The following is a 14,460-nucleotide window of genomic DNA, read 5'->3' as shown; positions in this document are numbered from 1 at the left end:
TTTGACATGTAGCGCGTGAAACGAATGTGAAACGTCTTACTTCGCTATGTCTACTCCGCCATGAGATCTCGAACGTTACTGCGAAGACTTCTGCGACTGGCTAGCAAACCTATACTGAGCACCGCGATTAAAATCACTAACAAGGTACAGATAAGCCAGGTAATGTCCGGACGATAAGGTAAAGAGAATTGCGATTGATAAATCAGCACTCCGGCCAACCAAGTTCCTAAGATGGCACCTCCAGCAGCAATTAACGCGGTAAACAACCACTCAATGCTGTTCATGTACCAACAGGTTTTCTGGCTTAAGCCGAAGCTTAGGATAATGCTGTTTTTATGCCGCTCTTGTTTTTCAAGTGCTTGCACTGAGGCAATAATCACAATACTCGCTAGGGCACAAATCAAAAAAGCAAAACCGCTAATCACATGAGTGACCAACGCCAAAGTTCGATCAAATCGCTGCGTCATCTCCTGCATCGAAACCATTCGTAGCGTGGGATGACGTTGCCAAACCTGACTTAAGTCAGCAAAATCAGTGTCGGAGAGCTCCAGACTCGCCATTGCAAAGTGCTGTGCCGCAAGATGATTTACCGCGGTGGCTGGCATTTGGACCCAAAATGTAATCGAACCTGCTCCCGGCTGGTAAGCATGACTCGCTGCGATGCGAAACGTAATCGGCTGGCTGGCAATATGAAAGGTAAGTGCATCGCCAATCCTTAACCCGAGATCGGTCATTACTTCTTCTTCAACCGAAACCTGTTGCCAATCGTTGGTACCTGAACCCCACCAAATGCCATCAAGGACGCGATTATTGCTCGGTACAGAGTCAGTCCAATGTAACCGGATCTCGCGCTGCAGGGTGGCTAAACTTCCACTTGGCTTATTGGTATAGTCGGCAATTGGCACAGCGTTGATAGCCGATAACTTGGCATACATAAAGGGTTTGTATTGGCGCAACTCTGCATCACGCTCGTTCGCCCACTCCCGAATATCATCAAGCTGTTGAGCGCTAGCTTGAGTCACTAACAAGTTGCCATCATGCGCACGCTGATAACTATGCATCGTCGAGCCTAAATCACGCAGTAGCATAAGAGTGAAAAGCAGCAAGAAGGCACATAAACCCACGCCCATCACCTGTGTGGTTTTGCTTAATAAACGCTGCTTCATCATAAATAATGTAAATGGGACTAGCCCTGAATAGCGCTGCGTCAACCATTCACCCAGTGTCAGTCCACCCCAGCTGATCAACAATATCAGGAATACACAGGACAGCATGGCCCCCAATACCATAAAGGTTAACTGTGCGTTGTCTGAATAGGCGAACCCAATGCCCAAAAGCACGAAGCCCGCACATATCAATGCGAATATGCCACGCCCGTTAGAACGTTGATGCGTGACCAACTGACGCACAGTGGCTTGCTGTAAAGCCAGCCAAACAGGAAGTTGAAAAGTTATGAACAGCACTGCACCAGCGAATAACGGCTTAAGTAAGCCTATAGGATTAAATTGCCAACTAAGCTCCATTAACGTCGATGAAAGCCATTGTACGACTAACCAATGACTCACAGTTGACGCAAGCATCACCCAGGGCATCAGCAAGACCATACTGATCAGCCACTTACTGAACGCTAACGTTAACGCCTGCTGTCTGGAAGCCCCAATACTTAGGCAAACTGCGGCAAAAAACTGCTCTTGACGAGTTTTTACTTGGGTAATTTGCTGGATCGCAATACTCGCCATAAAAAACAAAATGATTGATGCCAGACCGATGAAGTTCTCGGTGCGTTGCCAAAATAGCGCGAGGGGATGAGCGCCCTGCTTGTGATGTACTTGCGCCGCTGGTAATTCGGTCTTTTGCCAGTCGAGTATTGCGGTTAGTTTAGTACCACTCGCGGTCGCCATATAACGGTAGGAAATAGTGCTGGGGTTAAAATTCAAACTTGCTAGCGCATCTCGGTGGATCAAGGCGCGCATGTCAAGATTATACCCTTCCATCAAACGATCAGGTTCGTGCTGCAGCAACTGGGTAATCTTAAACGGCTGTTGTGCGATAACTACTGTATCACCTACATTCAGCGCCAGCCCCGCTAAAAGGCGTTCATCGGGCCAGATCTCATCAATCGCAGGCCCGGACTCAACCACTTTTCCAACAGCACCGGCAAAGTCAGCCACTTTTAGCTGCCCTTGCAATGGATAGTCATCTCCAACCGCTTTAAGCGTTGCGCGCTGCCACTGACCAGAATGGGTCAACGTGGTTCGTACTGACTGCGTAAAAATACTGCCATCTGCTAGGTGCTCAAATTGCTCGATTTGCTGCGCAGTCATTGCTGTTGATTGACTGATCACAACATCAGCTCCCAACAAGTTTTGCAGGTTGTTAGCTAAATACTGTTGAATTGAATCACTCGACAAACTCAAAGTAACAATGAATGTCAGTAAAATTCCCTTAACCCACGCCAAAGTTCGATTGTAAGTAGCACTTTTTTCAAGCTGGTTTAGCCGCCAAGCAAGCTGAAGTTTAGTCCCTAACATATGTCCTCCTTAGCCTGCTGCAGTGCCAATTCACACTGCCCTTGCTTGAAAGTCAACAAGTGATCTGCTCGTGCCGCTAGCGTTTCACTATGAGTAACCAGAATTAAACCCGCCCCGTTGTCCTGACAACACGCAAATAAGCAGGTAATTACGTCTTGCGCGCTACGTGTATCCAGGTTACCGGTGGGTTCATCGGCAAAAATAAATTTCGGCTCAAAAACCAACGCTCTTGCAATCGCAACGCGTTGCTGTTCGCCGCCACTGAGCTGATTAGGTTTATGTAACAAACGGTGACTTAAGCCAACTTTTTGCAACCATTCCCTCGCCTTTTTCTCAGCATTCGAGATGCCACGCAATTTTAGCGGCAAAGCGACATTATTTAGCGCATTGAGCTCCGGCAGTAAATGAAACTGTTGAAAGATAAAACCTATGTCTTTACGTAATTCATGGATGGGAAAACGATGCCCATTTTGCACATAATCAACTCTGCCAGAACTCGGTTGTTCAAGCCCAGAAGCCAGCATTAATAAGCTCGACTTACCTGAGCCCGATGGGCCTACAATCGCGTAGGACTGTGCTTGCGCGAGGGATAAACTCAGCTGCTGGAACAACACTACCTCATGTTGTCCCGTTTTGAATGCCTGACTTACATTGGTTAGTTCAATCTGACTTGTTGTTATTGGCATGTGATGACCTCTTTAATTGCACACCAATAACCTAATGTTAGGAACGTGAAATCAATGTGAAAGAGCGTCTCGCTAACAATTCAGCGCCGATGTCGGGTAAATGTCGTGTTGCTTTCCTACCCGACAACTTTATGCTTACTACAAACTCCTGAATGTGTCTTGGCAATGCGTACACCACAATTGAAACAACTCCGAATTAGTCGCCATATTTCGCAAGAACAGCTCGCCACAATGGCGGGGTTAAATGTTCGCACCATCCAACGAATAGAAAGTGGTCATAATGCCAGTGTTGAATCAGTGAAGTGTATCGCCGCAGCCTTAGACATAGAGCTTGAACTATTAACTCAGGAGACATTTATGCTAGATAAAAATGCAGAGAACTGGAAGTCGTTACCATTGCTATTAAAGATTTGGTTTATGTTTAACTTTCTACAAGCCAGACCGACGCGAGAAGCTGCGGTAAGAATCGAAATTATTGCTCATTCATTCGGGTTTGTGTTCTGTTGTTTGGGCTTGATCAGTGAACCGGCTCTGGCTGGCGGAATAATTTTATTGGCTTCGGCCTACTTATTTAATTTGCTCAAGTGGCAGGGTGATAAATACGGTATTTGGTATTTACCCGATTCAGATTAGTGCTAGACCCATTGTTTAAAACCGCACTGCTGTCCTGAGGATATTCTGAACTTAGGCTAAAATTTTGGCATTAGCCTAAAGCAGGTATTCAGGTGCAATAGGCGTATATTTATCACAACTTTGAATTAACGCATGCGCGGTTAGTGCCTCTACACTGACCACCCGCGTTGTTATGCTGGCACCCTGTTTTATCCGCCACAGTAACTGTGCAAAATCGCCATCACCGCTAAGTAAAACAACATGCTCAACGCTAGGTGCACAATCCATAACATCGATAGTGATACCGACATCCCAATCCCCTTTTGCTGAGCCATCGGCGCGCTGGATGTACGGCTTTAACTTGACCTCAAATCCAATATTACGCAATGCGCTTTGGAAACGGTGCTGCCCATCGTTTTGACTATCAATTGCATAGGCATTGGCCACATATATTTCATAACTCTCAGCCAACTCTGTATAAAACTTGCGGTAGTTGAATTGCCGTTGAAACGTGTGGCGACAGGTGTAGTAGATATTCTGCACATCAACAAATATTGCCGCCCTTGGTTTACTAGCATGGCTCATGATGATGAGCGAGTAACTTGTGAATTAGGTTTTCTAACGCGACGCCGACGACGTGTTGGGTTAGGCTTTGTATCGTTACTGCCCATCGGTTCCTTGCTCTTATGGGAAGCACCTTGCGAGAGTGTCGGCTTTTTGGGCTTTTTCGGCTTTTTCGGTTTACTCGGTAATTTTATTAGCGGTAATTCTTCATTGGGTTCAAAACCACTGACTACGTCGCGCTGAATAGTTAGTTTAATTAACCGTTCAATGCTGGCGAGTTGTTTCGCTTCGTCAACACTAACCAAAGATACGGCTAAGCCGTCTTTACCCGCGCGACCCGTGCGACCGATACGATGAACATAATCCTCAGCGACATGCGGCAAATCAAAGTTAACCACAAAAGGTAACTGCGAAATATCAATACCCCGAGCGGCAATGTCAGTTGCCACTAAAACTTGTAATTTGTCGTCTTTAAAATCAGCCAAGGCTCGCGTGCGCACGTTCTGACTTTTGTTGCCATGAATCGCCGCCGCTTTAATCCCTTGCTTATTTAGAAATGTAGTCAAACGGTTAGCGCCATGCTTGGTACGACAAAATACCAATGTTTGATACCATCCCTGCTGCTTAATCAAATGCACTAAGAGTTTTGATTTTTGTGCTTTATTTACCGGGTGTAAGCGCTGTTCAATGCGCTCAACAGTAGAGTTTGGTGGTGTCACAGAGACTTCGACCGGCTCGTTGACCAGGTTACGTGCTAATTCGCGGATCTCATCAGAAAAAGTGGCTGAAAAGAGTAAGTTTTGGCGCTGTTTTGGCAGTAATGCCAATATTTTCTTGATATCGTGGATAAATCCCATGTCTAGCATGCGGTCAGCTTCATCGAGCACCAAAACTTCCAATTGCTCAAACTTTACGGCATTTTGTTGATAAAGGTCGAGCAAACGGCCAGGCGTAGCAACGAGTACATCAGTACCGCGGCGTAACTGCATCATTTGCGGATTTATTTTCACTCCACCAAAGACCAAGTTGCAGCGCAGAGGCAGATCCGCGCCATAATTTTTTACGCTATCAGCGACCTGAGCCGCGAGTTCCCTCGTTGGTGTCAACACCAATGCCCTGATGCGATTACTGCTGACCTTGCGGCCGCTGTCCATTAACCGTTGTAGTAACGGTAAGGTAAAGGCTGCAGTTTTACCGGTCCCAGTTTGGGCTGCTGCCATCACGTCGCGGCCCTCTAACACCGGGGCTATGGCTTTTTGTTGTATAGGAGATGGGGAGTCGTAACCTTGCTTTGCAAGCGCTGTCAATAAGGGGGAAATTAATCCGAGTGATTCAAATGTCATGCTGTCTCATAATAAAATTGCTGCAAGAGCCGAAATGTTTACTCAGCTCATATCCAGTCCGCTCAGACTACTTAGCCTGAGCGGTCGTGGAGGATACAGTAATCCTGCATGCTTTACTAATACTTGTTGATTTTTTGTGCAGCTTTGCGGGTATTCACAGTTCACAGCAACCATTGGGTAAAATCTCGCGACAGCGCAGCCATCTCCATACCTAATAGTCTCGTTAGCTCCTCTTCAGTTACCGTATTGCAACCATTGCTGGCTTCAATCAGTAACAACGCCGCTAAAGCTGTCGCATGTTTTTCAAGTAAATAGGACGTAAATGCCCAACTCAGCGCGTAAAACGCCTCAGTATTGCTTTCTTGCCAGCGATCTCTTGACGCATTCACCAGTTCACTTAGTGACAACGAGGGCTCCAATAAGGCCGCATGATTTTGCCAAACACTCGCTCCTCCCGCTGACTCTGCGACCTCAGCCATACCTTCATTTAGCCAGGTGGCCATATTCCCAAACCAAGCACGATTTATCGCATGCATGGCTTCGTGTGTCGCGCTATTCAAACCTGCCTCACCCTTGCCTAGATATACCGCAGATTCATTTTTGGCACTGCTATAGAATGCAGGAGCGGCTCCAATCGTCGGTGCAACTTGCTGACGATACGCGTCAAAGTTGGCCTTATTGCTAAATAACCTGATTTTAATTAAGACAGGAGTGATTAAACTTTGGTCCGTAACTTGAGCGAAATAGGCAATAGCTGCATCGATTCTCGCGCGCAACAGTGTGCGAAAGCCATGTTCGGGAATATCACCAATGAGATCAATCGTGATGTTTTCTGGTTTAATTTCAGCCACTAGTTGCGCCTTCCTGAAGGATGGAGGCTTGCGGTTACTCAGGGTGATAACCCCTTGTTCATCTTCCCATTGGTAAATAGTGTTTGATGTGGCCATTTGAGTTTTACAGTTGGACGATGGGACAAGAGCACCGATATGACTGGGGCCGCGATCATGCAACACCTCTATAGCGCGCTTTTCAACAACCGCAGCATTAGGCATTTCAATGACTGGTTGTATGTGGCTTTGACTTGTCTTGGACTTTGGATTAATTGATTCCGGCTCAACAAACCACTGAGAGTAGAATACTGAGTCTCTGAGTAGATAGACCACCAGCAAGGCGTTCAGAATAAAGACCAGTAACGTCCACAGGAGTCTATTTCTGAGTTTTGTCATGCTTATACCAGTGATGAAAGTTTTGCTGCATTAAAAATCCTGCTTTCAAATAAATTGCCCCAATCTAAATTTCCTCGCGAGCGAGGAAAGATAAAATATTCCCGCAAACCCAGCTGCTATAAGCGACGTAAAATATGTGGTATGCCTAAATTGATAAATTACGGTATTCAAGTTTATTTGCATACGTTTAGGGATGATTATTGATCTTGGCAGATGAGCGACTAAACCTTCGGCACATATTGTGCGACAAACTTTATGAAATATTCTCACTTACAGCCATTTGTTTAGACAACATGATAAAAAATTACATTACAAAATTGCTCAAAGGGTTTGCTTATTTTGGCAAAGATCTTGTTTTATTAGTATTGGGTATTTATCTGGCTTTGTGGACTGAGAACAAAGTTGAACAATGGAACGATCATCAGAAACAACTTAGCTACCTTCAGCAGCTTAATCAAGATTTACTTGTTGACCAAAGTCAAATACAAGAGCTAATTCCAGCATTAGAAGAAAAAGTGATTGCCTTGCAGAATGCAATTCAATTTTTTCAAGCATTTGATGGCAACGTCGATTCGAAGGAGGCTCAACAGCAAGCGTTACACGCAGCCAACATTGTAAACAATTATTATTTTTTTAGTCCGCAAGACTTCACTTTCACTTCAATGCGGGAAAGCGGTGACTTTAAACTAATATCGGATACTCAGGTTAAGCGTAATTTACTCAAAATCAACAGACGTTACGCTCTTCAACACACCCTCCAACAGAACTTTATGCAAGGGTTAGACGATGAATTTATCCCCATGTGGGTGAGGCACGCAGATATGATTGAAAATCAGTTGGTTGAACCTAGTATTTTGAAACAACCCATATTTAAAAATATGTTGGGATTTGCTTGGAACGAGACCTCTGTGCGATTAAAGAATCTCCAAAAGGCGCAACAAGAAGTGGCCGAAACGATTACCCTATTAAATCACGCGTACTCAAAAGACTAACATTGTTAATTTTGGTTAAACTACTAAAACATTGCGCAGGTTTAAGCCCTCTGCATGCGCGAAGGGCTGTGACGAGGTAGAATCTAAATCCATTGACAACCAATAGGTATGTATGACAAGAATTCAGCATCTAGCCTTCAAGTTCTGTCATTATGTTCAAACCTGTCATAGCGTTAACTTTCACCTTTTTGACTGCCCTGCCGGCTATCGCCGACTCATCGATGAGTGACTCACAAAGTGCAAGATTAAGCGCATGGTTTGCGCAAAAATACCACGAGTACTTGCAGTTTTCTCCCATTATGCGCACGCGCCTTGGAAGCAAGGATGGCTACGCCGAAATCGATGATATGAGTGAGAGCGCAGAACTCAAACGCGTTAATTGGTTTACGTCGTCTGCCGCAGACCTACAAAAACAGTTTGACTATCTGAGTTTATCACTGGAAGAGCAAACCTCATTTGACGTATTTATGCAGCAGGCCGAGCATGCACAGCTTGCCTATCAATATCGTTATAATCGGTATTTTTTTCATCAAATGGAAGGGATCCACGTTAGACTCCCCAACTTTTTAATCAATAGCCATAAAGTAGCATCGATTGATGATATGCAGGCCTATGTTAGTCGTATTGGCGAACTATCGAGAGCGATTAACCAGCTTCTGGTTCGGGCCCAGCAGAATGCTGAAAAGAATGTGCGCCCTCCCAAGTTCTCCTATGTGGAGGTAATACAGCACTGTAAAAACCTGATCACTGGGCAGCCGTTTGACACTAGCGATACCGATGCACCGTTATTCGCTGATGCTAAACAAGAAATTCAGCATCTACTGGATGCAGGCAAGATAACAACAGAGCAAGCGAGCAAACTCCTGCAAAATGTTAGCCATGAGTTGAAGGCGAGTTTTAAACCCGCGTATCAAAATGTAATTGACTGGATGCAGTCGGATATTGTGAATGTTGCAGATATTGCCAAAGGTGTGAGCGCTTTACCTGATGGACACAACTACTACGCTGCCACATTAAAAATCCAAAACACAACGTCCATGACGGCTGATGAAATTCATGCGCTGGGACTTGAACAAGTAGCCCGGATCCGACGGGATATGCAAAACATCATGGATGAAGTTGGCTTCAAGGGGACCTTACAGGACTTTTTTAAACGGGTGCGGGATAACAAAGCAGACCGTCGTTTCTTTTATCCTGATACAGACGCAGGCCGGGCGGCCTATTTGCAAGACTCTCGAGATTATCTGACCAAGCTAAACCAATCTCTGCCCGATTATTTTGGCATATTACCCAAAGCCGACCTTGTGGTCAGACGCGTTGAGCCTTTTCGTGAACAACCTGGCATGGCACAACACTATTATGCTGGCACGCCGGATGGTTCGCGCCCTGGGACCTATTATGCGCACCTGTCTGACATGACGGCCATGCCGATCATCGAAATGGAAGCCATTGCTTACCACGAAGGTAACCCCGGTCATCATATGCAAATTTCGATCGCTCAAGAGTTAGCAAACGTACCGGCATTTCGCACGCAAGCCTCCTTTACCGGATTTGTTGAGGGATGGGCGGTGTATAGCGAATTGCTGGCTAAGGAAATGGGCGCGTTTCAAGACCCGTATTCAGATTTTGGTCGACTAGTCCTTGAGATCTGGCGGGCGATACGTTTGGTTGCTGACACAGGGATCAATGCGAAAGGTTGGACTGAACAACAAGCATTTGAATTCTTTCAACAGAACTCACCGCGCTCAGCAATCTCCATGCGCACAGAAGTACAGCGTTATTTTGTTTGGCCAGGGCAAGCGACCGCCTATATGATTGGCCGCTTAAAAATTTTAGCATTACGCGATAAAGCCCAACAACAATTGGGAGACAACTTTGATATCAGAACCTTCCACGATCAAGTGCTTGGCGGCGGCTCTTTACCCCTGTCAATCTTAGAAAAACGAATAGATAACTGGATAACCCAGCAACTTGAATCGGCCGCAAAAAGAGAGACTAACGTATGACGAAACATTCAATGCCTGTCGGTGTGGGAGGCAAATCACCCGAGCAAGCACTCGCTGAACTAAACGACATGACGACTGCGTTAAAGCCTATTCAAATTGCCGAATTCCAAGAGCGGATAAGCCAAGCGCAGACCTTCATGCGCGCACACGGTATCGACGCTATTTATGTCAATGCAGGGACCAATCTCGCCTATTTTACTGGTTTACAATGGTATCCGAGCGAGCGTCTCGTCGGCATGGTTTTGCCAGCAACTGGAAATATTCACTATATAGCTCCAAATTTTGAACTTGGCTCAATAAATGACGCAATGCTTATCGAAGCGCCGATCGCCCTTTGGCACGAGCATGAAAATCCATTTGCGCAATTACACCAATTGCTTGGCGAGATGGGAATTAGCGCAGAAGCAACGATAGGAATGGATGAAAACGCTCCGTTTTTTATCTATGACGGCCTCAAAACTGTCCATAGCAGTTACCACATTATCGATGCCAAGGTTGTCACGGCGCACTGCCGCATGCACAAGTCAGACACCGAATTAGCCATAATCCAAACCGCAATGAACATGACACTTAAAGTGCATCAAGCCGCAGCCAGCATTCTGCATGAAGGGATCACTACGACCGAAGTAGCAGCGTTCATCAATTCTGCACATAAAAAATGCGGCGCATCCGGGAGTTCGTTCTGCATCGTATTATTTGGCATTGCCTCATCTTTTCCGCATGGCGTAAAAGAACCGCAAACACTGAAATACGGTGATGTAGTACTCATCGATACTGGCTGCCGCTTGCAGGGGTACCACTCCGATATTACCCGGACCTATGTGTTTGGTGAGGCATCGGCTTACCAGCGCACGGTTTGGCAGCATGAGAAATCAGCACAACTGGCAGCGTTTAATGCGGCTCAATTGGGGGCGACTTGTGGCGATGTTGATCACGCAGCTCGAAGCTATCTCGAATCGGTGGGCCTTGGACCCGGCTATAAGGTGCCGGGTTGCCCTCATCGCACCGGGCATGGACTCGGCATGGATATTCATGAATGGCCCTATCTGGTTAAAGATAATCCGCAAGTTCTAGGGCACGGCATGTGTTTTAGTAATGAGCCGATGATTGTGGTGCCGGATCAATTTGGCATCCGATTAGAGGACCATTTCTACATTACCCAAGATGGACCGCGGTGGTTTACCGAGCCAGCTTACAGTATCGATGATCCCTTTGGCCTTGCTTAACTAAACAATAAGACAAATTCGATCACCCAATTAATACTCTCCATGATAAATTATCCAGTAATCTAGACGGAGCATTTGATGAAAAGTAATTTTTTAGCGTGGATCTATCGGCAACGCTTTATCAAAAGGTGGAACCGGAATGACAACCTAGTCCAAACCGACATCGATTTACATTCGCATTGTTTGAATGTGTCGGTAATTGCTCACCTATTGGCAGAAATCGATAACCGACTTTTTGACGCAGAGCATAATTGCGAAAGGGTCGCTTTATTGGGTCTTTATCACGAATGTGCGGAAGGTGTGAGTGGCGATTTGGCCTCTCCTGTTAAGTATGCCACACCTGAAATCACTAAAGAAATCAAAGCATTTGAGGATGAGATCGAGCGTATGTGTGCAAATTCATTACCCGCGCCTCTGAAAGACGTATTTTCTGGTTTTATTATCCAAAATGACGTCCCCGACGCTGACAAAGCCATCATCAAAGCTGCTGACGATCTTGCTGCATGGTACAAATGTCGAGAAGAAGTTGAGAAGGCCAAGAACAGCGATTTTGTCGATGCTTTAAAGAATTTATCGGCGAAAATAGACAGCCACGCAACAACAATGCCTTGTGTACAGTGGTTTATCGAAAACTTCAATGAAGGATGGACAAAAACAATAGATGCACTGATGGCAGAGGCCAATCATGAGTCAACGTGACTCTTGTAACCGATTCTAAAGATGCAACATCATACCGCTCACTAAGGGGTAGTTTCGAATAAGCATGTCCTGCTGGTGAATCCGTTGCGCAGCATTCTCAGACATAGATCAATGTTTCTGGTATTAATAACTATTCTTCTACAGCCTTTGGTGTTTAAGGTGAGATTGGTACTATTATTAAGTTAATCAGCCGTTCTAGGGTGCAACTTGTCAACTGAATACGATTCAATAGAGATCATAGCAGACTATGCAAACAAGCTGATTTCAATGAACGAACAATCAGAGATTGTTTGGTATCTCGCGCAGCACGTGATCCGTAAGCTTGGGTTTGAAGATGTTGTCATATATTTAACCGACGACAGCGGGAACCTATGTCAAGTGGCAGCGGGTGATAATAAAACAGACTTTTCCCGCACCAACATTGTTAACCCTTTGGTTCTAGCTTTTGGTGAAGGCGTTGTTGGAACGGCAGCCAAATCTCAACAAATTCAGTTAATTGAAGATACTCGAAAAATTGATTCATATATTGTTGATGATGATATTCGGCTTTCTGAATTGGCAGTACCAATGGTTGCCGGTGGTGAGCTTATCGGTATTATTGATTCGGAACACCATGAAGCGCATTTTTTTACTGACTATCACGTAAAACTGCTTACCATATTGGCAGGTCTCACCGCCAACAAGCTTGTTCAGGCTAAAAACCATACCGCCTTGCAAGCAACAATAGAAAAGCTGGAATACAACAGTAAAATTCAAAATATATTGTTCGAAATCGCTGAACTAATATTCCACGTTAATAATTTAACCGAGTTTTTCAAAGAGCTGCACCAAATTCTTGGCCAGCTGCTTTTCACTAAGAACTTTATTGTCGCTTTGAGGTATGAACAACAGCCTTTTTATCTTATTCCGTTTGCATGCGATGAAATGGATGATATACCAGACAACATAAAGGTAGATATCGATAACGACAGTCCTACCCTTACCAGTGTGTTATTCACACTAAACAAACCACTCCTGCTCAACGAGAGTGAGTTCGACAGATTCCTGCAGAATAACAACATAAGAGTCAGAGGGACAATCCCAACATCTTGGCTCGGAGTCCCGTTTGGCGAGGGCGATCTGCAAGGTGCGGTTTTAGTCCAATGTTATGACAAAAGCTATACATTCGAACATCAAGATCAACAATTACTGCAATATGTTGGCCGGCATATTTATAACGCTGTTGAACGAATGGAAGCAAAAAAACAATTAGAATATCTAGCACTACACGACCCTCTCACGGGCTTGGCAAACCGCGCATTTTTTAATTCTCAATTGAGCAAAGCGATCAGTAAATATACACGCAACCCAATTCTCCAGTTTTATGTTTTATATATCGACTTAGATGGATTCAAGTTTGTAAATGATAAGTTTGGGCATCACTTTGGCGACAAGTTATTGGCGAGAATTGCAGCGCGCATGCAAGAAAGCATAAGAGAGGCCGACACTATTTGTCGCCTCGGCGGTGATGAGTTTGCCCTGCTCATAAACGATATTGAAGTCGTCAATGAAATCAGCATTCAGCAGTTGTCTCAACGTCTGCTAACTATCATCAATGAAACAATCACCATTGATGGTATGAAAGCCTCTGTATCAGCAAGTATTGGAGTTGTTAACAGCAGAACCAACCAAGGCGATCTGGACCACTTGCTGGCTTGCGCTGATGAAGCAATGTATATCGCTAAATCGCTCGGTAAGAATCAGGTTTATTTTCATGAGAGTGCGTCTATCGAGCACTTTATGCATTCCTATGCGTTTCCGAAACATTTTAATAACTCGATAAAGAATAAAGAATTTGTTTTGTTCGGGCAGGCGATTGTAAATACGAGCAATCTTGAAGTGGTAGCAATAGAAGTACTTGTCCGTTGGCAACACCCAGATTTAGGGTTGTTATTACCCAATAAATTTATCGAACACATAACTCACAGTGGCTTGGTGGAACAATTGGATTTATATGTCCTAGAAGAACTAATAAGCTATTTAAAAAAGAATGTGGCTCACCTTCCATCAAGGTTTGTTTTTAACATTAACATATCACCCAAAGGGTTTGTTTCATCGTTATTGTTACAAAAACTAACCGAACTCAAAACACAAAATCCGCAGCTAGTTCAGCACATTTGCCTTGAATTGACTGAACATTCATTAGCAAATAACATTGAAGAAACTCAGAAAAGTATCATTAAAATCAAACGTTTAGGTATAAGCGTCGCGCTGGATGATTTCGGCACCGGCTATTCCAGTTTAAATTACCTGCATCAGTTTCATTTTGATACATTGAAAATTGATCGCTCTTTTTTGTGTAATTACAAGAATGGAAGCCCGAGTAAAACTATATTCGAAGCGATCATCAATCTTGCAAAATCTCTCAACATAAGTGTGGTCGCAGAAGGTGTAGAATCTCAGGATCAGCTGCTCATGTTGCAAGAGTTAGGTTGTGATAAAGCTCAAGGTTACTATTTTAATAGGCCCTCCCCCATCAGCGATATCCCTCAAACTCTATTCAAGCTCAGCAGCAAAACTGACAGGACATAAGGAG

Annotated in this window: 11 protein-coding genes; 6 read left to right on the top strand and 5 right to left on the bottom strand. The window is 44.7% G+C overall.

Annotated elements, in window-relative coordinates:
* Nucleotides 1-50: 50 nt before the first annotated feature.
* A complete protein-coding gene (locus tag AC121Z_RS06190; RefSeq protein WP_498127435.1) occupies nt 51-2,531 on the bottom strand; it encodes an ABC transporter permease in 2,481 nt (826 codons plus the stop codon).
* Nucleotides 2,525-3,217, bottom strand: coding sequence for an ABC transporter ATP-binding protein (locus AC121Z_RS06185; RefSeq protein WP_498127433.1), 693 nt, complete (start codon nt 3,215-3,217; stop codon nt 2,525-2,527). The genes AC121Z_RS06190 and AC121Z_RS06185 overlap by 7 nt, the downstream gene beginning before the upstream one ends.
* 165 nt (nt 3,218-3,382) lie before the next feature.
* On the opposite strand from AC121Z_RS06185, the gene AC121Z_RS06180 reads away from it, so the two are divergent.
* On the top strand, nt 3,383-3,850 hold the full coding sequence (locus tag AC121Z_RS06180; RefSeq protein ID WP_498127431.1) for a helix-turn-helix domain-containing protein: 468 nt from the start codon (nt 3,383-3,385) through the stop codon (nt 3,848-3,850).
* 75 nt (nt 3,851-3,925) lie between these two features.
* Here the strand turns inward: AC121Z_RS06180 and AC121Z_RS06175 are convergent, their stop codons facing one another.
* The 3 genes from AC121Z_RS06175 to AC121Z_RS06165 form a co-directional block, all read right to left on the bottom strand.
* Nucleotides 3,926-4,414, bottom strand: coding sequence for a LabA-like NYN domain-containing protein (locus tag AC121Z_RS06175; protein ID WP_498127430.1), 489 nt, complete (start codon nt 4,412-4,414; stop codon nt 3,926-3,928).
* Nucleotides 4,411-5,736 (bottom strand): DEAD/DEAH box helicase, encoded by a 1,326-nt coding sequence (locus AC121Z_RS06170; protein WP_498127428.1) that lies wholly within the window; start codon nt 5,734-5,736, stop codon nt 4,411-4,413. Before AC121Z_RS06170 ends, AC121Z_RS06175 begins: the two co-directional genes overlap by 4 nt.
* A gap of 161 nt (nt 5,737-5,897) precedes the next feature.
* Nucleotides 5,898-6,962 (bottom strand): DUF4124 domain-containing protein, encoded by a 1,065-nt coding sequence (locus AC121Z_RS06165; RefSeq protein ID WP_498127427.1) that lies wholly within the window; start codon nt 6,960-6,962, stop codon nt 5,898-5,900.
* A 293-nt stretch (nt 6,963-7,255) separates the two neighbouring features.
* Between AC121Z_RS06165 and AC121Z_RS06160 the strand changes: the two genes are divergently transcribed.
* The 5 genes from AC121Z_RS06160 (at nt 7,256) to AC121Z_RS06140 (ending at nt 14,456) form a co-directional block, all read left to right on the top strand.
* Nucleotides 7,256-7,954, top strand: a complete 699-nt coding sequence (locus tag AC121Z_RS06160) for a hypothetical protein (RefSeq protein WP_498127425.1) — start codon at nt 7,256-7,258, stop codon at nt 7,952-7,954.
* A 152-nt stretch (nt 7,955-8,106) separates the two neighbouring features.
* Complete coding sequence (locus AC121Z_RS06155) at nt 8,107-9,960, top strand: DUF885 domain-containing protein (RefSeq protein WP_498127423.1); 1,854 nt, start codon at nt 8,107-8,109, stop codon at nt 9,958-9,960.
* Nucleotides 9,957-11,186, top strand: a complete 1,230-nt coding sequence (locus AC121Z_RS06150; RefSeq protein WP_498127422.1) for a M24 family metallopeptidase — start codon at nt 9,957-9,959, stop codon at nt 11,184-11,186. The genes AC121Z_RS06155 and AC121Z_RS06150 overlap by 4 nt, the downstream gene beginning before the upstream one ends.
* Nucleotides 11,187-11,264: 78 nt before the next feature.
* Nucleotides 11,265-11,885 carry a 5'-deoxynucleotidase gene (gene yfbR / locus AC121Z_RS06145; protein WP_498127421.1) on the top strand — a complete coding sequence of 207 codons (621 nt, stop codon included), beginning with the start codon at nt 11,265-11,267 and terminating at the stop codon, nt 11,883-11,885.
* Nucleotides 11,886-12,092: 207 nt separating this feature from the next.
* On the top strand, nt 12,093-14,456 hold the full coding sequence (locus AC121Z_RS06140) for a bifunctional diguanylate cyclase/phosphodiesterase (RefSeq protein WP_498127420.1): 2,364 nt from the start codon (nt 12,093-12,095) through the stop codon (nt 14,454-14,456).
* Nucleotides 14,457-14,460 lie beyond the last annotated feature (4 nt).

The sequence above is a fragment of the Alteromonas sp. DYW1 genome (genome assembly GCF_059752595.1).
Note: the sequence above shows the minus strand (reverse complement) of the source record. Positions and strands in the feature narration are given on the sequence as shown.

Coding starts and splice junctions, on each gene's coding strand:
- AC121Z_RS06190 (WP_498127435.1), bottom strand. CDS start 2,531: ATGTTAGGGACTAAACTTCAGCTTGCTTGGCGGCTAAACCAGCTTGAA.
- AC121Z_RS06185 (WP_498127433.1), bottom strand. CDS start 3,217: ATGCCAATAACAACAAGTCAGATTGAACTAACCAATGTAAGTCAGGCA.
- AC121Z_RS06180 (WP_498127431.1), top strand. CDS start 3,383: ATGCGTACACCACAATTGAAACAACTCCGAATTAGTCGCCATATTTCG.
- AC121Z_RS06175 (WP_498127430.1), bottom strand. CDS start 4,414: ATGAGCCATGCTAGTAAACCAAGGGCGGCAATATTTGTTGATGTGCAG.
- AC121Z_RS06170 (WP_498127428.1), bottom strand. CDS start 5,736: ATGACATTTGAATCACTCGGATTAATTTCCCCCTTATTGACAGCGCTT.
- AC121Z_RS06165 (WP_498127427.1), bottom strand. CDS start 6,962: ATGACAAAACTCAGAAATAGACTCCTGTGGACGTTACTGGTCTTTATT.
- AC121Z_RS06160 (WP_498127425.1), top strand. CDS start 7,256: ATGATAAAAAATTACATTACAAAATTGCTCAAAGGGTTTGCTTATTTT.
- AC121Z_RS06155 (WP_498127423.1), top strand. CDS start 8,107: ATGTTCAAACCTGTCATAGCGTTAACTTTCACCTTTTTGACTGCCCTG.
- AC121Z_RS06150 (WP_498127422.1), top strand. CDS start 9,957: ATGACGAAACATTCAATGCCTGTCGGTGTGGGAGGCAAATCACCCGAG.
- yfbR (WP_498127421.1), top strand. CDS start 11,265: ATGAAAAGTAATTTTTTAGCGTGGATCTATCGGCAACGCTTTATCAAA.